Source organism: Bacillus sp. FSL M8-0025 (genome assembly GCF_037975475.1).
GTDB lineage: Bacteria > Bacillota > Bacilli > Bacillales > Bacillaceae > Bacillus > Bacillus subtilis.
Genome location: NZ_CP150258.1, coordinates 3,445,451 through 3,469,001, shown reverse-complemented (window position 1 = coordinate 3,469,001; position 23,551 = coordinate 3,445,451). Strand labels below are relative to the sequence as shown.

General features: G+C 43.9%; 19 protein-coding genes. 11 read left to right on the top strand and 8 right to left on the bottom strand.

Features of this window, described 5'->3' with window-relative positions; all coding sequences use genetic code 11:
• Positions 1–16: 16 nt before the first annotated feature.
• From MKX38_RS17940 to MKX38_RS17930, 3 genes are all read right to left on the bottom strand, one after another.
• Positions 17–1,351, bottom strand: a complete 1,335-nt coding sequence (locus tag MKX38_RS17940) for an MFS transporter (RefSeq protein ID WP_167408472.1) — start codon at positions 1,349–1,351, stop codon at positions 17–19.
• 30 nt (positions 1,352–1,381) lie between these two features.
• Positions 1,382–1,951 (bottom strand): TetR/AcrR family transcriptional regulator, encoded by a 570-nt coding sequence (locus tag MKX38_RS17935; RefSeq protein ID WP_017695297.1) that lies wholly within the window; start codon positions 1,949–1,951, stop codon positions 1,382–1,384.
• Positions 1,952–2,026: 75 nt separating this feature from the next.
• Positions 2,027–4,522 (bottom strand): PEP/pyruvate-binding domain-containing protein, encoded by a 2,496-nt coding sequence (locus MKX38_RS17930; protein ID WP_167408471.1) that lies wholly within the window; start codon positions 4,520–4,522, stop codon positions 2,027–2,029.
• A gap of 446 nt (positions 4,523–4,968) precedes the next feature.
• On the opposite strand from MKX38_RS17930, the gene MKX38_RS17925 reads away from it, so the two are divergent.
• From MKX38_RS17925 to hag, 4 genes are all read left to right on the top strand, one after another.
• A complete protein-coding gene (locus tag MKX38_RS17925; protein ID WP_003228053.1) occupies positions 4,969–5,199 on the top strand; it encodes a CsbA family protein in 231 nt (76 codons plus the stop codon).
• A gap of 185 nt (positions 5,200–5,384) precedes the next feature.
• On the top strand, positions 5,385–7,370 hold the full coding sequence (uvrB, locus tag MKX38_RS17920; RefSeq protein ID WP_003228054.1) for an excinuclease ABC subunit UvrB: 1,986 nt from the start codon (positions 5,385–5,387) through the stop codon (positions 7,368–7,370).
• Positions 7,371–7,377: 7 nt separating this feature from the next.
• A complete protein-coding gene (uvrA, locus tag MKX38_RS17915) occupies positions 7,378–10,251 on the top strand; it encodes an excinuclease ABC subunit UvrA (protein WP_003228057.1) in 2,874 nt (957 codons plus the stop codon).
• A gap of 338 nt (positions 10,252–10,589) precedes the next feature.
• Positions 10,590–11,411: a flagellin Hag gene (gene hag / locus MKX38_RS17910; protein WP_029318328.1), complete on the top strand. Its 822-nt coding sequence runs from the start codon at positions 10,590–10,592 to the stop codon at positions 11,409–11,411.
• A gap of 198 nt (positions 11,412–11,609) precedes the next feature.
• Here hag and MKX38_RS17905 read toward each other — a convergent pair whose 3' ends face one another.
• Entirely contained in the window at positions 11,610–11,840 is a 231-nt protein-coding gene (locus MKX38_RS17905) for a hypothetical protein (protein WP_003235419.1), read from the bottom strand.
• A 217-nt stretch (positions 11,841–12,057) separates the two neighbouring features.
• Here MKX38_RS17905 and yvlA point away from each other — a divergent pair, with 217 nt between their 5' ends.
• From yvlA to MKX38_RS17885, 4 genes are read left to right on the top strand one after another with little or no spacing between them, the layout of a single operon-like run.
• A complete protein-coding gene (gene yvlA, locus MKX38_RS17900; protein WP_003244375.1) occupies positions 12,058–12,384 on the top strand; it encodes a protein YvlA in 327 nt (108 codons plus the stop codon).
• Positions 12,385–12,408: 24 nt separating this feature from the next.
• Positions 12,409–13,506, top strand: a complete 1,098-nt coding sequence (locus MKX38_RS17895; protein WP_029725982.1) for a DUF4097 domain-containing protein — start codon at positions 12,409–12,411, stop codon at positions 13,504–13,506.
• 4 nt (positions 13,507–13,510) lie between these two features.
• On the top strand, positions 13,511–13,708 hold the full coding sequence (locus MKX38_RS17890; RefSeq protein ID WP_003228065.1) for a PspC domain-containing protein: 198 nt from the start codon (positions 13,511–13,513) through the stop codon (positions 13,706–13,708).
• Between the two features lies 1 nt (position 13,709).
• Positions 13,710–14,069 carry a phage holin family protein gene (locus tag MKX38_RS17885; protein WP_003228066.1) on the top strand — a complete coding sequence of 120 codons (360 nt, stop codon included), beginning with the start codon at positions 13,710–13,712 and terminating at the stop codon, positions 14,067–14,069.
• 28 nt (positions 14,070–14,097) lie between these two features.
• Here the strand turns inward: MKX38_RS17885 and MKX38_RS17880 are convergent, their stop codons facing one another.
• A complete protein-coding gene (locus MKX38_RS17880; protein WP_003228068.1) occupies positions 14,098–15,309 on the bottom strand; it encodes an MFS transporter in 1,212 nt (403 codons plus the stop codon).
• Positions 15,310–15,329: 20 nt separating this feature from the next.
• Positions 15,330–15,839, bottom strand: coding sequence for a pulcherriminic acid biosynthesis transcriptional regulator PchR (gene pchR, locus MKX38_RS17875; RefSeq protein WP_003228073.1), 510 nt, complete (start codon positions 15,837–15,839; stop codon positions 15,330–15,332).
• A 425-nt stretch (positions 15,840–16,264) separates the two neighbouring features.
• Between pchR and pchC the strand changes: the two genes are divergently transcribed.
• Together pchC and cypX are read left to right on the top strand one after the other, a co-directional pair.
• Positions 16,265–17,011, top strand: a complete 747-nt coding sequence (pchC, locus tag MKX38_RS17870; RefSeq protein ID WP_339187922.1) for a cyclo(L-leucyl-L-leucyl) synthase — start codon at positions 16,265–16,267, stop codon at positions 17,009–17,011.
• A 15-nt stretch (positions 17,012–17,026) separates the two neighbouring features.
• Entirely contained in the window at positions 17,027–18,244 is a 1,218-nt protein-coding gene (gene cypX, locus MKX38_RS17865) for a pulcherriminic acid synthase (protein ID WP_167408470.1), read from the top strand.
• Positions 18,245–18,284: 40 nt separating this feature from the next.
• On the opposite strand, the gene MKX38_RS17860 is transcribed toward cypX, so the two are convergent.
• Positions 18,285–18,758 carry a MarR family transcriptional regulator gene (locus MKX38_RS17860; protein WP_003228083.1) on the bottom strand — a complete coding sequence of 158 codons (474 nt, stop codon included), beginning with the start codon at positions 18,756–18,758 and terminating at the stop codon, positions 18,285–18,287.
• A 164-nt stretch (positions 18,759–18,922) separates the two neighbouring features.
• On the opposite strand from MKX38_RS17860, the gene MKX38_RS17855 reads away from it, so the two are divergent.
• Positions 18,923–22,792, top strand: a complete 3,870-nt coding sequence (locus MKX38_RS17855) for a metallophosphoesterase (RefSeq protein WP_339187918.1) — start codon at positions 18,923–18,925, stop codon at positions 22,790–22,792.
• A 21-nt stretch (positions 22,793–22,813) separates the two neighbouring features.
• Here the strand turns inward: MKX38_RS17855 and nagR are convergent, their stop codons facing one another.
• Positions 22,814–23,545, bottom strand: a complete 732-nt coding sequence (gene nagR / locus MKX38_RS17850) for an N-acetylglucosamine utilization transcriptional regulator NagR (protein WP_029725978.1) — start codon at positions 23,543–23,545, stop codon at positions 22,814–22,816.
• Positions 23,546–23,551 lie beyond the last annotated feature (6 nt).

The following is a 23,551-nucleotide window of genomic DNA, read 5'->3' as shown; positions in this document are numbered from 1 at the left end:
GCCGGGCTGTTTTGTGTTACGCTGAGTTTTTTTCTATCCGTGCCGTTTCATCAGATTTGATGCCCAATGAAACAAAAACGCCGATGATGGATACAGCAAAGAGAATCATAAATAGGGTGTGATATCCCGAAATCAGGCCAATTAAGGCTGATGAAATGATGCTTCCGAAATAACGGAAGGTCGAGAAAATCCCAGATGCCACTCCTGACATACCGGGGTCTACTGTGGCAAGGGATGAAACCTGCATGCTGGTCAGACCGACTCCGGAAGCGAGCCCGCCAAGGATAAGAGAGAGCATGAGGAACAAGACAGAATGCGAGCTGCTTAACAGCAAAAATAATAGATTCGCACCAGCCATCATGGCAAATGAAAGAAAAATGATTTTTTTGGCTCCCCATTTGTGATGGAGCTGCGCGCCCACCCAGTTGCTGGCTGACATGAAGATCGAAAATACAGAAAGCGCCATCCCGCTGTTAGATGTATTAAGCCCAAATTGGTTCGTCATAAATAACGGCATAATCAATAAGACGGCATACATCATCAAATTGCTTAACAAGACTGATAGATTCGCATTTGTAAAGGTTGAGCTTTTAAACAGTGCAAAGTCAATGATGGGGTGCTGGGTACGTTTTTCTCTTCTGAAAAAAAGCGGAACAAAAAGAAGTATCAATACACTGTATACCGCATATCCCCATGGAGCCTCATTTTTCGTCAGCAGGATAATGGAAACGATGCTGCCTGCAAGCAAGAGAGAGCCGATGATATCCAGCGGCGCGTCAGATTTATTTTCTTTATATTGAGGAAACATCGTTAATGCCGTAAATAAAGCAATGGCGAGGAACGGGATGTTGACCCAAAAAATCGAATGCCAGCTGAAGCTGTCAATCAGTATAGAGCCGATAAAAGGCCCGAGTGCTGCACCAAGTCCCGCACCCAGTCCGAAAAATCCAAACACTTTCGGTAGGCGTTTTTCAGAAACAACATGCCGGATAATGGCAATGCTGTTTGGCGTAAGCAATGCCCCGCCGACAGCCTGCAATGCCCGAAAGACAATTAACAGGAGCAGACTCGGTGAAAGGGCGCAGCCTAGAGATGCGATTAGAAAAAGGCCGACTCCCCATAAGTACATTGTTTTATTGCCGTACATGTCACCGAGCTTCCCTGCAATCGGCTGTGTGACTGCCATCACGATTAAATAAACGGTAACCACCCAAGTGATGCTTGCGATGGACTCGTTATACGTATGGGAAATAGATGAGAGCGCGACCGCGATCATCGTTGAGTTAATGGGAACCAGAATGGCCCCCAATAATAGCGAGACGATCAGCGCCCATTCTTTTCTTGAGCTCATTGGGATCCTCCTTTTTATTATGCCAAGGAGTTAATCAGCAGAAATTCCTTTGACAAATAGAGCTGTGCTGTGCTCCAGCATTTTTTCCTGGGGCATTGATATGACCCTGTCTCCTAAGTGGAGACGGTGAATGAAATAACCGAAGATAATCGACATGAATACGTCGGAATTCTCCGCTTCATTTCCTGTCTGAATAACCCCTTTCTCACCCATCGTTTTGAGATAATCAACCAATAGCTGTTTCATAGATTGGGGATATTCAGTGACGTGGTTAATGACATCCTGAAACATGGCCGGTTCACGAAAGCTGATTTTAATGATATCTTTTCTATGTTCGAGCTCCTCCAAGAGACAGGTTCCGATATGAAGCAGGTCTTTGTACAAATCCCCTTCTGTTTGTTCCAAAATGCTGCCTCTGTTTGAAGAATGCTGAGAAAGCAAAGCCTCAACTAGTCCTTGTTTGTTTTTAAAGTTCCTAAAAATCGTCGCTTCACTTACATTTGCTTTTTCTGCAATTTCTTTTGTAGTCGTTGCGCGATATCCTTTTTTGACGAGCAGCTGCATGGCAGCATCAAGGATTCTCTTGTTTGTCGGTCTCAATACGTTTCACCTCACGAATATACTGGCAGGACAAGTATACACCCGCCCCGCTTGTATAAGAAAGAGGGGGACGCATCAGGACCGGCTGACAACTGTGATTTTGCCGCTGCTTCCGTCAACAGTGATGATGTCACCGTCTCGCAGTCTTTCGGTTGCCGTGCGTGTGCCGAGAACGGCTGGAATGCCGTATTCACGGGCAATAATCGCAGCGTGAGACAAAATGCCGCCTGTGTCTGTAATAATCGCTTTGGCGTCTTGAAACAGGCTGGTCCATAGCGGTGTGGTCATCTTGCAAACGAGTACGTCTCCAGGCGCGAATTGAGAAAATTCATTGGCGTCCCGAATGATTTTCACCGGACCTGTCGCAATGCCGCTTGATGCCGCAATGCCAAAAATATGATTCTCTGTGTTTTTTTCATCCTCTATCACAGCGCCGACAATTTCTTCAGCTGCTTTGAGCTGTTCTTTTGTCGGGGTGCCGAGGTAGGCCGGGGCTTGGGCCAGCTCATACTCATGAAAAATCTGTCTGCGTTTTTCAGCCTTTTCTTGCAGGGATACAGGGTGAAGAAGCGCTTGTTCCACTTCGTCATCATATAAGAACCAAAGGTCCTCACGATCTTGAATGACACCGTTTTCCGCCAGCAATTCACCTATCTTCAGCAGAAAGATTCTCGCCTTGGCATCCAGCATGGCGTCAATATAAAAGTGGTGATCATCTTTTATATTTGCAGAGTTCAGTGTCCATTGATAATAGCGGTCAAATTCGGTGCGTAAACCGGGATCTTCTATGTTTTCCAAGAATTCATTGTATAATTTCTCTCGTTTTTCTTTCGTTTTCTGAAATTCATTGTCAAAATGATAGCCATTACGGACATAATTTTGAATATTGGCCAGAGCGAAATACGGATTTTCCACCCAGATTTGTTCAATCAGATCATGACTTTTAACAGATCTCCATCCGTATTCTTGCAAGAATTCATGGACGTTCTTCAGGAAGTGTCTTCCCTCATCTGTTTGTTCCAATTTCTCCTGGAGTTGTTCAGGCTTGTTGTTTTCAAAAATGGCCAGAAGGTTCGGGTTCTCCTGAACTTCCACAGAAAATAGCCATAAGCAACGGTCCGTTTCCAGTGATTTGTTCATTTTTCCTGTCAGCATCTCGTAAAAATGAGCGTTTTCGGACTCTCCTTGAATGTCCTGATACATCGCTTGCAGTTTGTTTGTTAAAAGGATTTGCGGGAAAACGATATTAAAGTGCTCTTCATAAGCCGTGAGATAAAAGGCCTTTAGTTTTTGAAAAGCTTCCAGTGCGCTTTCTGCGGTATGCTCAGTTTGTGCGAGCTGGTCCAGTGTCCGGTAAAAAGGGAGGTATGTGTGATTGATGATGTCATACATATGCTCCGATAAAATCGGGAAAAGCTCTTTGCCGCAGTCTTCAGAAGGAGGCTGCTGTCCGCCTTGGTTTTTGGAATAAATATGTCCGCGATAAAGTTTTACTTCATCAACAACTACACCAATCGGAAACTTTTGCATGCTCTTCTTCAAGCCATATTCCAATGCCGGCACGATGAAGGATGAAAATAACGGACTCACCGGACCTTCAATATTAGACTCCATGTTAAGCCAGAAATCATTCATATCAGTGTCGGTAATCATGAAGCTGCGTTTTTCTTCTGCCGCTTTTTTGTCCTGATCAATGGTTGTAATCGGGCGAGCTTGCAGAAGGTATATTTGATGATCAGCAATTCCAAATTCTATATCAACAGGATATCCGTACAGGTCTTCGGTTTTTTTTGTGATTTCAGCCAATTCAATCACTTGTTCATCTGTAAGGCAAAAACGGCTGCGCATGTCTTCACTCGTTTCTTTTTCAGCAATTCCTTCTGCCGCAGACTCCATGTAGATTTCCTTTGAACCTATTTCTTTCTGAATCTCAAACGAAGATTTATTAACAATGAACGTGTCTGGGGTAACACTTCCTGAAACAACAGCTTCACCCAACCCGTAGCTGGCGCTGATTAAAAGCTCTCTATCATCATGGGTAACAGGATTGCGGCTGAAGATAACACCTGACATTTCTGAATCGATCAGCCCCTGAACGACTATACCCATTAACGGCTCTGCGATTTGATTGTTCATTTTTTTCTTATAGCTGCTGACCCGCCCAGAAAAAAATGAGGCCCAGCATTCTTTCACTTTAGCCAGAAATTCTTCCTCTGTTTTGATATTTAAGTAGGTTTCATATTGACCCGCGAATGAGGCGCCTTCTAGATCTTCCGAGGCAGACGAAGAACGCACGGCTACGGATCGATATGATTCTCTAAGCTTATAAAAGGAACTAGTCAGCTCATCTTTCAGCTCATCCGAAAATGTTCCGGAAATGATCCTGCTTTCGACGTTTTCACTAGTCTCTTGAAGCTGGTTGTCCTCCATAAAACGTGCGAGCGCATTCGTTTGAATAATAAACCCGTCCGGAACAGGAAGACCGTGTTTGGTCAATTTAATCAAATTCATTCCTTTTGCTCCAGCCAGCTGGCTGGACTCTTCTGCCTGGCGAAATAAAACAGAATACATATTTGAAACCCCTCTTTTCTTCATTCATTTTGTTTTTCTCTCTAGTCTTTTTATTGCGGAGCCTGTGTTTAAAAAAATGATAGTAAACACTATCATTCAATTGTAGGTTTTCAGGAAAATGCTGTCAAACGCAAAAAGTCCTAAATAAAATGAATAGTTAAGTTGGTTATATTATCCTGAAAAATTCGGCCGTACTGTTACTCTATGCCTATTTTCTTTTATTCTCGGAATCTGGCGGCGGACTTGATGATGTAATAAAAAAAGTGCCGCTGATTAGAACAGCGGCACCATGGAATAAGTTTTGACCGGCACCAAAATGCAAATATAGTGATTGATTTTGGCTGAAAAGGGGTATGGTGTAGTAGAGGGAGCGAATGCACGATTGTCCGATTCTTCATTTTTTACTATAATCAGATCAGATGAAGAATCCCTGAGGAGGGTTTTTGTTGATTACAAAAGCCGTTTTTGCATTGTTTTTCCCTTTTATGCTTGTTGTTCTATTTACTAGAGTCACCTTTAATCATTATGTGGCGATCGCTTTAACAGCTGCATTGCTGTTTGCCTCTTATTTAAAAGGCTATACAGAAACGTATTTTATTGTAGGATTGGATGTTGTGTCTCTTGTGGCTGGCGGACTGTATATGGCCAAAAAAGCTGCAGAGAAAAAAGAAGAATAAATCGGACATAATGAATATAAAGACTGAATACCTGCTTTTACGTTTTAAAAGCAGGTTTTTTATACACAAAAACAGCTGGAAATAAAAAACCACCGAACTTTAGTTCGTATTTTTAGTGATTTTGCTTTCCATTGTGTTACTATATCTATAGGAAGATTTCGTTAAAGAAACGGAGGCTTATTTTTGTGAAAGATCGCTTTGAGTTAGTCTCGAAATATCAGCCCCAGGGAGATCAGCCGAAAGCCATTGAAAAGCTTGTAAAAGGAATTCAGGAGGGCAAGAAGCATCAGACTCTGCTGGGTGCGACAGGAACTGGGAAAACATTTACGGTGTCTAATTTGATTAAAGAAGTCAATAAGCCGACTCTCGTGATTGCCCATAACAAAACCCTTGCTGGACAGCTTTACAGTGAGTTCAAGGAATTTTTTCCGAACAATGCTGTCGAGTATTTTGTCAGCTACTATGATTATTATCAGCCGGAGGCGTATGTGCCTCAAACGGATACATTTATAGAGAAAGACGCTAGTATTAATGATGAAATTGATAAACTGAGACACTCCGCCACATCAGCTTTGTTTGAGCGTAGAGATGTCATTATTATTGCGAGTGTGTCTTGTATATACGGCCTCGGTTCGCCTGAGGAATACCGGGAAATGGTCGTGTCACTGCGGACTGAAATGGAAATTGAGCGCAACGAGCTGCTCAGAAAACTTGTAGACATCCAATATGCCCGCAACGATATCGACTTTCAGCGCGGTACATTTCGTGTGCGCGGGGATGTAGTGGAAATCTTTCCGGCATCCCGTGATGAGCATTGTATCAGAGTTGAATTTTTCGGTGACGAAATCGAACGGATTCGGGAAGTGGATGCGCTGACAGGAGAAATTCTCGGCGACCGAGATCATGTTGCGATTTTCCCGGCATCCCACTTCGTAACGCGGGCCGAGAAAATGGAGAAGGCGATTCAAAATATCGAGAAGGAGCTTGAGGAGCAGCTGAAGGTCATGCACGAAAACGGAAAGCTCCTTGAAGCGCAGCGTTTAGAGCAGCGGACAAGATATGATCTTGAAATGATGCGTGAAATGGGTTTCTGCTCCGGCATCGAGAACTATTCAAGACATTTGACTCTGCGGCCTCCAGGTTCAACGCCGTATACGCTTCTTGATTATTTCCCAGACGATTTTATGATCGTGGTGGATGAGTCGCATGTGACAATTCCTCAGGTGCGCGGCATGTTTAACGGAGACCAGGCGCGGAAACAGGTGCTCGTGGATCACGGCTTCCGGCTTCCATCAGCGCTTGATAACCGTCCGCTTCGTTTTGAGGAATTTGAAAAGCATATGCACAATATCGTGTATGTATCAGCAACACCAGGGCCGTACGAGATTGAACATACAGATGAAATGGTCGAACAGATTATTCGTCCGACGGGGCTTCTTGACCCGCTTATTGACGTCCGTCCAATCGAAGGTCAGATTGACGACTTGATCGGCGAAATTCAAGCAAGAATCGAGCGGAATGAACGGGTGCTTGTGACAACTTTGACGAAGAAGATGTCAGAGGATCTGACCGATTATTTAAAGGAAATCGGCATTAAAGTAAACTATCTGCATTCTGAGATCAAGACGCTTGAACGGATTGAAATTATCCGCGACCTGCGCCTTGGCAAGTACGATGTGCTTGTCGGCATCAACCTGCTGAGGGAAGGTTTGGACATTCCCGAAGTATCCCTTGTTGCGATTTTGGATGCGGATAAGGAAGGTTTCCTTCGTTCGGAGCGGTCGCTGATCCAGACCATCGGACGGGCAGCGAGAAATGCGGAAGGCCGCGTCATTATGTACGCCGATAAAATAACGAAGTCTATGGAAATTGCGATTAATGAAACAAAACGCCGCCGCGAGCAGCAGGAGCGGTTTAACGAAGAGCACGGCATTACGCCGAAAACGATAAATAAAGAAATTCGCGATGTCATTCGTGCCACAGTAGCAGCTGAGGATAAAGCGGAATACAAAACAAAAGCCGCGCCGAAGCTGTCGAAAATGACGAAGAAAGAACGCCAGAAAGTCGTTGAACAGATGGAGCATGAAATGAAGGAAGCCGCCAAGGCGCTTGACTTTGAAAGAGCCGCGGAGCTTCGCGATTTACTTTTAGAGCTAAAAGCGGAAGGATGATGAACAAATGGCTATGGATCGGATAGAGGTGAAGGGAGCCAGGGCGCATAACCTGAAAAATATAGATGTAACGATTCCGAGAGATCAGCTTGTCGTTGTCACGGGTTTGTCCGGATCAGGTAAATCCTCCCTTGCCTTTGACACGATATATGCTGAAGGACAGAGACGGTATGTCGAGTCGCTGTCTGCTTATGCCCGCCAGTTTTTAGGGCAAATGGATAAGCCTGATGTGGATGCAATTGAGGGGCTCTCTCCCGCCATCAGCATTGATCAGAAAACAACGAGCCGCAATCCGAGGTCTACTGTCGGTACGGTAACTGAGATTTATGATTATCTGCGTCTTTTATATGCGAGAGTAGGGAAGCCTCATTGTCCGGAGCACGGAATTGAGATTACATCCCAGACCATCGAGCAAATGGTGGACAGAATTCTGGAATACCCGGAACGGACGAAGCTTCAGGTGCTGGCGCCGATTGTCTCGGGCCGAAAAGGCGCTCATGTCAAAGTGCTTGAACAGATTAGGAAACAAGGCTATGTCAGAGTCAGAATTGACGGCGAGATGGCTGAGCTTTCCGACGATATCGAATTAGAAAAGAACAAGAAGCATTCTATTGAGGTAGTCATTGACCGGATTGTCGTGAAAGAAGGCGTGGCAGCCCGGCTGTCAGATTCATTGGAAACGGCGCTTCGTTTAGGTGAAGGACGGGTTATGATCGATGTCATCGGTGAGGAAGAGCTGATGTTCAGCGAGCATCATGCCTGTCCGCACTGCGGATTTTCAATTGGTGAACTTGAGCCGCGTCTGTTTTCGTTTAACAGTCCGTTCGGGGCGTGTCCGACGTGTGACGGTCTCGGAATGAAGCTTGAAGTGGATGCCGATCTTGTCATCCCCAATCAAGATTTGTCATTGAAGGAGAATGCGGTCGCCCCTTGGACACCGATCAGCTCACAATATTATCCTCAGCTGCTTGAGGCAGTCTGCACCCACTACGGGATTGATATGGATGTGCCGGTCAAAGATTTGCCGAAGCATCAACTGGATAAAGTGCTGTACGGCAGCGGGGATGACCTGATTTATTTCCGATATGAAAATGATTTTGGACAAATACGCGAAGGTGAAATTCAATTTGAAGGCGTATTGCGCAACATTGAAAGACGCTATAAGGAGACAGGCTCTGATTTCATCCGTGAGCAAATGGAGCAGTATATGTCTCAGAAATCTTGTCCGACGTGCAAAGGCTATCGGTTAAAGAAAGAGGCGCTTGCCGTACTGATTGACGGTCGCCACATTGGAAAAATTACCGAGCTGTCTGTCGCCGACGCACTTGCCTTCTTTAAAGATCTCACCCTTTCTGAGAAGGATATGCAGATCGCCAATTTGATTTTGCGCGAAATTGTGGAGCGCTTAAGCTTTCTGGACAAAGTCGGCCTCGATTACCTGACATTGAGCAGGGCAGCGGGTACATTGTCCGGAGGAGAGGCGCAGCGCATCAGGCTGGCGACTCAAATTGGCTCGCGTTTATCCGGTGTGCTTTATATTTTAGATGAGCCGTCTATCGGTCTGCATCAGCGTGATAACGACCGCTTGATCAGCGCTCTGAAAAATATGAGAGACCTCGGGAACACGCTGATTGTTGTCGAACATGATGAGGACACGATGATGGCAGCAGATTATTTAATAGATATTGGACCGGGAGCCGGCATTCACGGCGGACAGGTGATATCTGCGGGTACGCCGGAAGAAGTGATGGAAGATCCAAACTCATTAACGGGCAGCTATTTATCAGGGAAAAAGTTTATCCCATTGCCTCCTGAAAGAAGAAAGCCGGACGGACGTTACATTGAAATTAAAGGTGCATCAGAAAACAACCTGAAAAAAGTGAATGCCAAGTTCCCGCTTGGGACGTTTACAGCAGTTACAGGTGTTTCCGGTTCAGGAAAGAGTACACTCGTTAATGAAATTTTGCATAAGGCGCTGGCGCAAAAGCTTCATAAAGCGAAAGCGAAGCCCGGCAGCCATAAAGAGATTAAAGGTTTGGATCATTTAGATAAAGTCATTGACATTGACCAGGCGCCAATCGGAAGAACGCCGAGATCCAACCCTGCGACATACACCGGTGTATTTGATGACATTCGTGATGTATTCGCGCAGACAAATGAAGCGAAGGTCCGCGGCTATAAAAAAGGCCGTTTCAGCTTCAACGTGAAGGGCGGACGATGTGAAGCCTGCCGCGGAGACGGGATTATTAAAATTGAAATGCACTTCCTTCCTGACGTATACGTTCCATGCGAGGTGTGTCACGGCAAACGCTATAACCGTGAAACGCTTGAAGTGACGTACAAAGGAAAAAGCATCTCTGATGTGCTTGATATGACGGTTGAAGATGCTCTTTCTTTCTTTGAAAATATCCCGAAAATCAAACGCAAGCTCCAAACCCTTTATGATGTTGGTTTAGGTTATATTACGCTTGGCCAGCCGGCGACGACCTTGTCAGGCGGAGAAGCGCAGCGCGTGAAGCTCGCGTCAGAGCTGCACAAACGCTCGACCGGACGCACGCTCTACATTTTAGATGAGCCGACGACAGGTTTGCATGTCGACGATATCGCCAGGCTTCTTGTCGTGCTGCAACGGTTGGTAGACAACGGAGACACTGTACTGGTTATTGAGCATAACCTTGATATCATTAAGACGGCCGATTACATTGTGGATTTGGGCCCGGAAGGCGGAGCCGGGGGCGGAACCATTGTCGCGTCAGGAACGCCAGAGGAAATCACTGAAGTGGAAGAATCGTATACAGGCCGTTATTTGAAGCCTGTTATCGAACGTGACAAAACACGCATGAAATCGCTCTTAAAAGCGAAAGAAACAGCTACATCTTAAAACCCTCTGTTAAGAGGGGACAGCTTGTCAGCAAGTCCATCCTTGGGCTTAGCAGGCAAGCTTTTTCTTTACGGCATAATAGGTTTAGAATCGTCTTTGGGTAAAATTTCTTTGGGAAAACGCCTAAACATTTACAAATTGCTGTCGATATATGAATTGAAAGGCGAATGATGATTTCCAAATTAAGCAGACAAACCCTATTAAGGGGCTTAAAGGCATCCTTAAGCAATAACTGAATCTACATAGGTTAGAAGCTTTATTGGAATCTGATACGCCAGAAATCAAAGAAAAGGAAGTCTTTGATTTCAAAAACATATACACATGGAGGTATTTTTCACATGAGAATCAACCACAATATTGCAGCGCTTAACACACTAAACCGTTTGTCTTCAAACAACAGTGCGAGCTCAAAAAACATGGAGAAACTTTCTTCTGGTCTTCGCATCAACCGTGCGGGAGATGACGCAGCGGGTCTTGCGATTTCTGAAAAAATGAGAGGACAAATCAGAGGTCTTGAAATGGCTTCTAAAAACTCTCAAGACGGAATCTCTCTTATCCAAACAGCTGAGGGTGCATTGACTGAAACTCATGCCATCCTTCAACGTATGCGTGAACTTACTGTTCAAGCAGGAAACACAGGTACACAGCAAACTGAAGATTTAACTGCAATTAAAGATGAAATGGATGCTTTAACTGAAGAGATCGATGGAATTTCTCAACGTACTGAATTTAACGGAAAAAAACTTTTAGACGGTAGTGAAACAGCAGGATTTACATTCCAAATTGGTGCAAATGCTGGCCAAAATATTAATGTTACAATTGGTAACATGGATGCAACAACTTTAGGAGTAAAAGGTATCGATGTTTCAGCAGATGATTTTAGTTTTGACACTGAGATTGTTAAAATCGATAGTGCAATTACAAGTGTTTCAAACCAACGTGCTAAACTTGGTGCGGTACAAAACCGTCTAGAGCACACAATCAACAACCTTGGTGCTTCTTCTGAAAACTTAACAGCTGCTGAGTCTCGCATCCGTGACGTTGACATGGCGAAAGAAATGAGCGATTTCACAAAGAACAACATTCTTTCTCAAGCTTCTCAAGCGATGCTTGCTCAAGCAAACCAACAGCCGCAAAACGTGCTTCAATTGTTACGTTAATTTTGAACGGCTATCTCTTTCTGATAGTTACAGCTTGCCGACAGAGTCCATTAACTGGATGTGCCGGCAGGCTTTTTTTGTTACAATCATTTTGTGACAGCCAGGGAATCACTTGTTTTTTCAAAACAAAAAAGGCAAGATATTGTCATCTAACCTTTAGCTTTGTTTCAGTTATAATGAATGATATGTTTTCCGCAATTACAAAGTCTTCTTATACAGCTGCTTACTTACACTCATTAAATCTTGAACAATATGCGTGTTGCTGCTGTCGAGCAGCACTTTTATATATTGGATATCGTGAGAGATCGGGAAGGGTCCGTGAATCTGCTCAAGCTCGGCGATCATTTCACGATTCATTCTTTTTTGTTCATGAATCAGCTTTAACACTGATTCTTGTGTTACTGTATAGTCACTGGGATCTTTCTCCATTGCTTGTCCAGCCTCCTTGGTTGCCGTAAGCTTTTTACATATTGTAATCGGTATAGCCGGAAGATTCTACTTCTAAAACTTTTTAAAATCCAATTTCCGTAAATCGGAGCATGTCTAAAGAATGAATTTGAAACCTGAAGAGATTTTAAACGTATAAATAAGTAAAACGTCCCTGATCTTTTGTCATGGACAATTCACAATAGGAGTGTGGAATGAATTGAACCGTAATCAAGCTATTATTGCATCACTTTGTTATTTCAGTGTGTTCATTGCGCCAATCATTGTGCCGATTGTCGCATATTTTGTTGTAAATGAGAAAGAAACAAAACGCCATGCGATACGCTCTCTTATTTCTCACATTGTTCCGTTTGTCGGCTGGCTGTTCCTTTTTATTGCTTTACTTGGCGGAGCCGTTGCGATTGATGGAGACAGCTTGCTTCCTGTATTTGTAATCATCGGGGGAGCGGTTATTTATTTCTTAGTTGTCATTGGCATTATCATTTGGAATGTGATTCAGGGCATTAAGGTCCTGCGTGCAGCATAAGTAGACAATGGGGAGGAGATCGTAATGAAGCAAGAAAAGGAACGAATCCTTAAGCTTGTTGAGGAAGGAAAGCTTACAGCACAAGAAGCTTTGACACTGATTGAAAAGCTTGACAGCGACTACAAGGAAAAAGAAGAGAAAATCACAGCGCTCTCAGTTCACGTTCATGACGAGGAAGAGCCATTTACAACGGCAAAAAAAGAAAGCGGCAAACCGTCTTTAGGAGCCAAGCTGTTTGACTGGATTGATTCTGCTGTGAAAAAGGTCAAGGAAGTTGACCTTGATTTAAACTTTGGCCATGCGTATGATGTTCAGCACATTTTTCAATTTAAAGATACTGACTTTTCCAGTGTTGAGCTGCAAATTGCCAATGGCAGCGTAAATATCGTCCCTTGGGAAGATGACGATATCAGAGCGGAATGCCAGGCGAAGGTATATCGCGCTGACAACCAGGATGCGGCGAGACACGCATTTCTTCAGCATATTGAATGTGAAATCAAAGGTAATAAGTTTTTTATCCGTACTGAGAAAAAGACGATGAAAACGAATGTCACTTTGTATATTCCTCAGAAGGAGTATGATAAGATTCGGGTGAAGCTGTTTAACGGTCCGGTCAGAGGGGAACATTTACATGTAAAAGAGTTCTCAGCGAAAACGACAAACGGCGTGCTGTCGTTCTCGTATTTAACAGCCGAAAAAGCCATAGCTGAAACGGCCAACGGGCAAATTAAGCTCGCAAGCCACAGCTGCGGTACGATAGAAGCGGAAACCATTAACGGATTGATCGATCTCCGAGGGAAAAGCGAATCCATTGACGTTCAAAGCTTTAACGGAAATATTGCGATTAACGTAACAGAATCAGACTGCCGCTCCATTTATGCAAAAACAACGACTGGAAATGTAGAGCTTGCAATTCCGGACGATCTCGCAGTGAAGGCAGAGCTGAAAAGCAATCTTGGTACGCTGTCCCATGAATTAATGGATGTAGAGATGCTGAAGGAAAAAAATGATACGATTCAAAAAGAAATGATGTTCACTTCAAATCAGGCACATGATCAAAACATCACCGTCTTCTCAGAATCACTAACAGGCGCCATCAAACTAAAGTACTCACAGAGGTGATCGAATGAATAAGCTTTATCGCTCAGAAAAAAATAAGAAAATCGCCGGTGTTATCGGAGGTCTCGCGGAATATTTCAATTGGGACGCATCACTCCTCAGAGTCATAACTGTCATCTTAGCCATTATGACAAGTGTCTTGCCGGTTTTGCTCATTTATATCATTTGGATTTTTATCGTCCCGTCAGAAAGGGATATGAAATGACATGGTAAAATGGGCAGTCAGCATTTTAGTCAATGCGTTGTTATTAATCGTCATTGATGGATATATTGACTCCATCCATATCAGCAGCATTGGGGCAGCGATTATCGCCAGCCTCATTTTATCGATCTTAAACGTGCTGATTAAACCGCTTTTAATTATCTTTACACTGCCGGTCACCATGGTGACGCTTGGACTCTTCTTGTTTGTGATTAACGCCATCACGCTTATGATGACCGCGTCCATTATGGGTGACAGCTTTCAAATCGACGGCTTCGGCACAGCGATATGGGCATCCGTTATCCTGTCGGTCTTCCATTTGCTGATTCAAAAAGGCATTTTAGAGCCGCTTAGAAAAAAATAAAAAAAAGCTGCCCGCAAAGGCAGCTTTTTTACATGTGGTGCTTTTTTTGTTTCGTGCGCTTCTGCGGCGAAAACATTGGCGGAAGAAGGCAAAAGCTCAATGCGGCAAATCCAAGGCCTAGGAGGCTAAAGGACATGGCAGACGGCATCATTGTGAGCAAGTAGGCAGATACCATCGGACCTGCTGCCATGCCTGTATATCGTATAAAGTTAAACATTCCGATTGCACTCCCTCTGTTGTGCTCAAATTCATTAGTAATCATTGTAGAGTACAAGGGAGGAATAACCCCCATCGAGATGCCAAACAGTGCCAGCGTCAGAGCCATGAGAACGAGAGAAACTGAATGTGTAACAGCAAATAAAATGATGCTGCAGGCGGCAATCACATTGCTTCCGATAAACAAGGTGTGCAGCCCGATTTTTGCCTGTATTCTTTTAAACAGAAACGTACCTGCAATCGTGCTCAGCGCCAGCGGCAAATATAACAGTCCTGCTATACCCACATCTATATGGTAATGCTCTGTCAGCAATATTGGGAGGTAGACAATTACTGCAAAATAAATGAAAAAGAGAACAAAACTTAAAGTCAAAATGACGTTCCCTGTTCGATTTGTAAATATTGATTTATAATGAGCGAACACATTGCCTTTGGCTTGCTGCATAGATTCAGTTGGAGAATCTTTAGGAAAGGTGATGCTGTTTGTCACCAGCAAAACGATAGAGATGGCCGCAAGTATCCAAAAAATCCCTTCGTATCCGGCTGCTCCGCCTATGAATCCTCCTAGAACTGGAGCAATAGCCGGTGCGACAGACAGGAGCATTTGATACGTTCCCATTGCACTCCCGCGTTCATTTCCTGTAAACAGCTGTCCGATCGTTGTGGCAGCAATAAGAGGCAGTGCTGCGGAACCGGCTGCCTGTATCATTCTGAATATCAGAAACAAGGTAAAGTCAGTAGTCACCGCACAGCCGATGCTGGCTGCTGCCGTTGCCAGAATACCGGTAATCAAGACGATCCGAGCGCCTTTAAAATCAATGATCGCTCCTAATATAATTTGCATTATTGCTGTCACAATCATAAAAACTGAGACTGACAGGTTCACCATAGCTGTGGAAACATGGAATGATTCTTTAATGATCGGAAGAATAGGTGAATAAATGTTCTGGCTTAAAGATGCAAAAAATGCACTGAAGCAAACAGTGTATAAGATCAATACTGCCTTTGATTTTGTATGAGCCAAAGTGTACACCGCCTTTTTGTTTACTTTACAGGTTTGTCTGGAGTCCCATCGGTTTGTTCTGCTTCAAGTGTTGACGTCAACTGCTCTAGAAACTTCAATACAGCCTTTTGTTCTTCTTGTGAAAATGAATCGAGGAATTGGTAAAAAGCCAGCTCCTTTTTTTTATGCAGTTTCTCATGTAAGTCGAAAATCCGTCTGCCTTTACGGGTTAATTTAAAATAAACTTCTTTTTTGTTATCTGTCAGCTGATAGCTGTTAATGAATTCTTCCTTGATCAGTTTTGTGCTGATTTTCGTTACATTCGCTTTCGATAAGTTCATTTTTCTGGCAATCCCCGCATTGTTAATGGGTTCATGCTGGCCGATGCAGTCAATGACGTGAATGCTTGTCATATTTTTGGGAATTTCAGCTACATCCTCTTCTGCGGCCTCCTTAAAAAATTGCTGAAGTGAAGTGTTCGCTTTTTGTTCATTAAGGTGCAGCAGTCTCACGTATATGTCGTATATCATCTGTTTTGTCAAATCAGACATAGGCTACCTTCTTTCTTAGGAATAATAGTTTACGATGAAACAATAAAACAAATAGTTTACTGGTGAACAATTTTATTTTATCTTTTCTTGTTTTCATTGTCAATTGTTGGTGTTTAGACTATTTGTTGATCTGTCATGCTGAATATGCGTGTAAAAAGTGTGTGGAAAATGTGATGTTTACATTTATTTTCAAATATTTGGGCACAGATTATATTGACGTTTGGAAGGAAAAGGGATAAAATGACTAATGTTTACTAGTAAACATTTATCATGATATGGGTATTGAAAATGATTATTAAAATCTTAAAAAACATTTGGAAACTTTAAGTGATGCCTGCCATTCGTCTTGTTCAGTTGATCTAGCTATTCCATCTTGTATTTGAGGGTGATGACTTAAAGCGGGATAAGTTTTAGGGGTGAATGAGATGACCGGAATGGTAACGGAAAGAAGGTCTGTGCATTTTATTGCTGAGGCATTAACAGAAAATTGCAGAGAAATATTTGAACGGCGCAGGCATGTTTTGGTGGGGATCAGCCCATTTAACAGCAGGTTTTCAGAGGATTATATTTACAGATTAATTGGATGGGCGAAAGCTCAATTTAAAAGCGTTTCAGTTTTACTTGCAGGGCATGAGGCGGCTAATCTTCTAGAAGCGCTTGGAACTCTGAGAGGAAAGGCTGAACGAAAAGTAAGGAAAGAGGTATCACGAAACAGGAGATTTGCAGAAAGAGCCCTTGTGGCTCATGGCGGGGATCCGAAGGCGATTCATACATTTTCTGATTTTATAGATAACAAAGCCTACCAGCTGTTGAGACAAGAAGTTGAACATGCATTTTTTGAGCAGCCTCATTTTCGACATGCTTGTTTGGACATGTCTCGTGAAGCGATAATCGGGCGTGCGCGGGGCGTCAGTTTGATGATGGAAGAAGTCAGTGAGGATATGCTGAATTTGGCTGTGGAATATGTCATAGCTGAGCTGCCGTTTTTTATCGGAGCTCCGGATATTTTAGAGGTGGAAGAGACACTCCTTGCTTATCATCGTCCGTGGAAGCTGGGTGAGAAGATCAGTAACCATGAATTTTCTATTTGTATGCGGCCGAATCAAGGGTATCTCATTGTACAGGAAATGGCGCAGATGCTTTCTGAGAAACGGATCACATCTGAAGGATGATAGGGGGAGTAAAACATGAGCCAATCGATTAAATTGTTTAGTGTGCTTTCTGATCAATTTCAAAACAATCCATATGCTTATTTTTCACAACTGCGGGAGGAAGATCCGGTTCATTATGAAGAGTCGATAGACAGTTATTTTATCAGCCGCTATCATGATGTCCGCTATATCCTTCAGCATCCGGATATCTTCACGACGAAATCACTTGTTGAGCGTGCCGAACCAGTCATGCGAGGCCCTGTGCTGGCCCAAATGCATGGAAAAGAACACTCTGCCAAAAGAAGAATTGTAGTGAGAAGCTTTATCGGTGACGCACTGGATCATCTGTCTCCATTGATTAAACAAAATGCAGAAAACTTGTTAGCGCCTTATCTTGAAAGAGGGAAAATTGATCTCGTCAATGATTTTGGAAAGACGTTTGCGGTGTGCGTCACGATGGACATGCTCGGGCTGGATAAAAGAGACCATGAAAAAATCTCTGAGTGGCACAGCGGAGTTGCCGATTTTATCACGAGTATCTCTCAATCTCCTGAAGCGCGGGCACATTCGTTATGGTGCAGCGAACAGCTTTCCCAATACTTGATGCCGGTCATTAAAGAACGTCGCGTCAATCCGGGATCAGATTTAATTTCGATCCTATGTACTTCTGAATATGAAGGCATGGCGCTGTCGGACAAGGATATACTCGCACTGATTCTTAATGTGCTGTTAGCCGCAACGGAACCGGCTGATAAGACGCTGGCACTGATGATCTACCATTTGCTCAACAATCCTGAGCAGATGAATGATGTTTTGGCTGACCGTTCGTTAGTTCCGAGAGCCATTGCGGAGACATTGCGTTATAAACCGCCGGTTCAGCTGATTCCGCGGCAGCTGTCCCAAGATACAGTGGTCGGCGGTATGGAAATCAAAAAAGATACGATTGTTTTTTGTATGATCGGTGCGGCTAACCGGGACCCTGAAGCATTTGAACAGCCTGACGTGTTTAATATTCATCGGGAAGATCTTGGTATCAAGAGCGCTTTTAGCGGCGCCGCCCGGCATCTCGCTTTCGGATCCGGCATTCATAACTGTGTAGGAGCAGCTTTTGCCAAAACCGAAATCGAAATTGTAGCTAATATTGTGCTGGATAAGATGCGGAATATCAGATTAGAGGAAGATTTTTGTTATGCTGAGTCCGGTCTGTATACACGCGGACCTGTTTCACTTCTCGTTGCGTTTGACGGGGCATAATAGAATTCCAAAGGTCTCTCCCATGCGGGTGAGACTCTTTTTACATATATTTGATCCACAAGTTGAAAAACGCAGTCACTGTTTTTAAATCATCAATTGAAAATTCATTGAAAAGCTGTTTATATTGCTCCTTTGCTTTCTCATGAAGCTGTTCATGTAATGCCGCCAATTTTCTGCCGCTATCAGTTAGCGTATAAAAAATTTCTTTTTTGTTGCCAGGCTTTTTTGTCACTGTAATGATATTGTGTTTCAACAAAGCATGAACCGCTTTTGAAACAGCGGCTTTTGAGATGTGTAAACGGGATGCTAAGAAGCTGTTGTTCACATTTTGGCTGGTATGTATGCAGGAAACAATGTGAAGCTGGGTCAAAGTCCAGTCTTTTTTGAGGTGATCGTGATGTTGTGAGGATATGCCAATGGATGGTATCTGCACCTTTTGCCAGACGCGTTTATCCCTTTTTAATGCGAATTGTTGTATAGCTTGAAATAATTCATCATGAATGCTGTTGTCCATCAATTTGCCTCTCTGATTTAATTGTTAACTGGTTAACTATCCTTAGTTTACTGGGTAATAGTGGAATTTTCAAGAGACAGACGTTTTTTTGTTCTTTATGCACAAAAATGAACTCATAAGCTTCCCTGTTCAGACGCAAAATACATGAAAAGGGAGGTGCTTTGATGAGGAAATACACGGTTATTGCTTCTATATTATTGTCTTTTCTTTCCGTTTTGTCTGGCGGCCATCATGAATCGAAAGCTTTTCCTGTTGTTCAGCAGGAACCATTTCAGACGCCTCATTACATACCCTTGCTTGAAAATCCTCCTCAAATTGATGTAAAAGCTGAAATGAGAAGCAATCTAATGATTGAGGCTCAAGTTCGCGATAATTCGTATCAAGCATTTTCCGCCTTTCTTTTTTATAAACAAAGTAATGAGCTGGGCTACAAAATGGTGCCGATGGACCCGACCCCCGGAGCGGTCCGCAAGTTTTTGGCACAAATTCCGAAACGTTTGATTTGGAACAGCGAGCTTGAGTATTACATTGTGATGTCGAATGGGAAGCAGCGGGTTGAGTCGGAGACGAAGAAACTGAAGCTTGAAGGATACCAGGCTGACCTTGCCCATATTCCGGAGCTTCTGATCACAGAGCTGGCGGTTGATACGAAGAATATAGGACGCGCAGACGGTTATGAATTTATTGAGATTTTTAATACGACTGACAGAACGATTGATTTTAAAGACTACCATATCCGTTACCGCTACCCAAAAGAAGGGCCTGACTCCGATCTGATTTGGAGACCTGATGAAAGGATCTTGATACCATCCGGCGAAACGTTTGTCGTCTGGCTGAAGCCTGCCGGGCATCCAGAATTGACGGCGGAGGATTTCAATCGATATTACCAGACACAATTAACGGAAGGAAAAAATCTCGCGGTGATAGACGAGACAGAGGGTATGGCCAATACGAGGCCGCGGGCCGTTGTGATATCAACGAATACAGGAAAGGACATTTCGGTTGCGCATTATCGGAAACATGCGCTGCGCCGGCTGTCATCAGTGCTTTATAAGTATCCGTTGAACGGAACCGCAGAACTTCTGAACATTTCAATCGGAGAAAAGAATCCGTCTCCCGGAACCGTATTACAGGCACAGGTGCCCGAGCAGAAACGGAAAATCAAGCTCGATAAAGAAAAGCCGGTCATTGAGGATTTGACTGACCGCAAGCCTGTCCGCCCTGCTGAAAGCATTGAGCTGCGGGCTGACATACGGGACCGAAGCCTAGTGAAAACAGCGGCCTTTTACTACCGGACGGATGAGAACAAACCGTTTAAGCGAATTCTTGCTGAAAAAGACCGCAACGATAATCTCTTCCATTATATTGTGTATTCGCCTGAATTGATCGGGAAGGATCAGCTAGAGTATTATGTGGCGGCCGGGGACGGGATCAATGAAGCGAGAACGCCGGTCAAAATGATTGATATTAAACAAACAAGCAAGGCGCACGGTCTGCGGATGAATATTGAAAACAGAGACACGCTGTCGGGAACTCAATTTCTCAAAGCCACGACAGAAGGGCGAGCTGACAGCATTAAGCTGTGGATTGACGGGAAAAAACAAGTGACAGAGCCCGCGATGGAAAAAGAAGTATATTTTGCATTCGATACGAGGAAAACGAACCTTTATTTTAAAAACGCGGTAACGATGGAAGGCAAAGTGCTGAAGGTGTTCGATGATACAACAAATAAATACCGCACCTATTCTGTTCCATTGCCAGAGACACTGCTTCGGAAAGGGAAGCAGCTGCAGCGTATTACGATACGTTCAGGTTCGAAGGTGTCTCCGTTTGATACGGCTGAAAACCGTGATGACTTCTTAGTCAAAAACGCCCGATTGGTGTTATCGGATGGAACGGTGATCAGAGATCAGAGGGTGTCTCCTGAGAAGGAACTCTTTATTGGCGATAATCAGCGCTCGAATAAAAGCTGGCAATTTCAGTTCAATCTGCCTGACGGACTATTTACATCACAGCTGCTGGAGTGGGATACATCAAAGCTTTCTGAAGGCGCTCACCATATTCAAGCAAGCGACGGGAAGGAAAATGTCAGCCTGGTTGTACGGGTAGATAATTCAGGACCTCACATTGAGCCGAATATCACCGAGGGGCAAACGTATAAAGGAAACCTTATCCTGCAGGCGGATATGTATGATAAATGGAGCAAAATTGAGGAAGCGGAAGCGTCTTTAGATGGAGAAAGCATTACACTCCCATATCATACATCATCTTCTGACCTTTTGCCGGGAAAACATTCTCTAAAAGTGACAGCAACGGATCTCGCGGGCAATAAAACAGTGATTGAGAGGATATTTAAAACCGAACGAGAGCATCCGGACCAGCCGGAGGTTATAGACAGCGAAGCCGACACGCATAAGGCCGAGCTTTCTGTACGGGTGAAAGATCCGACGAATGACGCCATGGATGTTGGTTTTTATAGGGGATTTCAATATACAGCGCGCAATCATGTGAAAATATTTAAGCACGCGTCACTGACTGAACCGCCGAAAAGCTTTGTGCCGGAAAGGGAGACCCCATTTACGAATAAAGAATTGGAGCGGGTATCAGCTGCTGATGGAAAAACAGTATCGACAGAAAACAAAGAGCTTTTCCCTTATCATCGCTTTGAAGTGACGGTTGATCCATCAATTGATGAGAATGATCTGGCAGAAGCGGTCTGGAAGGGCAGTTCTTTGCCGGGGAGAAAGGTGACGATGTATGCTTGGAATTATCGGACAAACGAATGGCAGCCTGTTGACAGCTTCGTCGCGAAGGATGACAAACCGTTTACGCTGAAAGCGTCTGTGATTGCCGCCGATTTTGTACGGGAGTCGAAAATGAATGTGATTGTACAGGATGAAATTCCTCCTGCGAAGGATATGTACACATTTGTCTGGATGTCTGATACACAGTATTACGCCGAAAGCTATCCGCATATTTTTGATAAACAGACCGAATGGATAAAAGATAATCAAAAGCAGCTCAATATCAAATATGTGTTCCACACGGGTGATATTGTAGATGATTCCGCTGATATCAGACAGTGGAAAAACGCTGATCGGTCAATGTCCGTTCTGGATAAGAGCGGAATACCTTACGGCGTGCTGGCCGGCAACCACGATGTCGGACATAAGGACGGCTCCTACAGGGCGTTTGGCAAATATTTTGGCAGCGATCGTTTTGATAAAAAATTGCATTATGGCGGTTCCTATAAAAACAACCGCGGACATTATGACCTGATTTCTAGCAGCGGCAATGATTATATCATGCTGTACATGGGATGGGGCATTACGGATGAAGACATCGCGTGGATGAATCAGGTGCTGAAGAAACACCCTGACCGGATGGCCATTTTAGCTTTTCATGAGTATTTGCTGGTCAGCGGAAACAGAAGCCCGATCGGAGAGAAAATATTCAAAGAAATCGTAAAGCCGAACCCGAATGTCGTGATGGTATTGAGCGGGCATTATCATAGTGCGATGAGAAAAACAGATGAGCTGGATGATGATGGTGATGGGAAGCCGGATCGTCTTGTGCATCAAATGCTGGCCGATTATCAGGGCGGGCCAGAAGGCGGTCAAGGGTATTTGCGTTTGCTTCAATTTGACCAGGCCAATGACATGGTGCACGTATCGACGTATTCTCCGTATGTAAAGGATAAGAATTACTATGATACGGATACCTATGGCAACAAGGATGAATTTTCCCTTTCGCTTGATTTGAAGCCAAGAATCAAAAAAGTGGAAACCGATTATTTTGAATGTAACGTATATACCAATGAAGAGCTCGGAAAACGGGAGCAAGTGAAGAGCGGGGACACAGCTGAATTCCGCTGGGATCATCTTGAACCGCAGTCTGTTTATTATTGGTACATTATAGTGGAAGACAGTTTTAACGGCAAAACGAAATCACCGATCTGGAAGTTCAAGACGAAAAAAGAGACATATCGTCCAGCACCAGACCAGTTTGATTTTCGCCATGTCTCCAATCCTTAAAAAGGGTTGGAGGCTTTTTTTTTATGAAAGACGATCCATATAGTGGACAAATGTATAACGGTCGCCTCTGTATACAGATTTTGCATGCTCAAAAGAAGTTCCGTTCTGCAGATATGTTGTTCGTTTGATTAATAGGACCGGCGCTCCCTTTTGAATACCAAGAATGTTCGCTTCTTCCGTGGTGGCAGCGCTTGGCTCAAGCTCCTGTTTTGCACGGGAAATCGGTATGCTGTTGTACCTTTCAATATGATCATAGATCGACGACTGAAAATGCGATTCGTTCAATTCACCCGCAAGCTCAAACGGAATATGTGAGGACTCAATCGCCATTGGAATATCATTTGCCAGCCGCACCCGAGTGATTTTATGGATAGAGGAGGGGTGCCCGCAGCCTAATATAGCCGCGAGCTCCTCAGTTGAATCAATAAGCTGATAATCAATGAGCCTGCTGCCCGGTGTCATCCCGCGGCTTTTCATATCCTCGGTAAAGCTTGTCAGCCCTTGAAGTGCTTGTTCCATTTTTGGCTTGCTGACAAAGGTGCCCCGCCCCTTCAGGCGATAGAGCAAGCCTTCATTAACTAAATTAGAAAGCGCCTGGCGAACTGTCATCCGGCTGATCCCGAATTGTTCGGCATATTCGCGCTCAGAAGGAAGAGGCATATCCGGCTGCAGCTCTCCGTTCTTAATTTGGGTTTTTAATTGCTCCATAATCTGATAGTAAATCGGAATAGGCGATTGTTTATTGATATTCATAAGTCA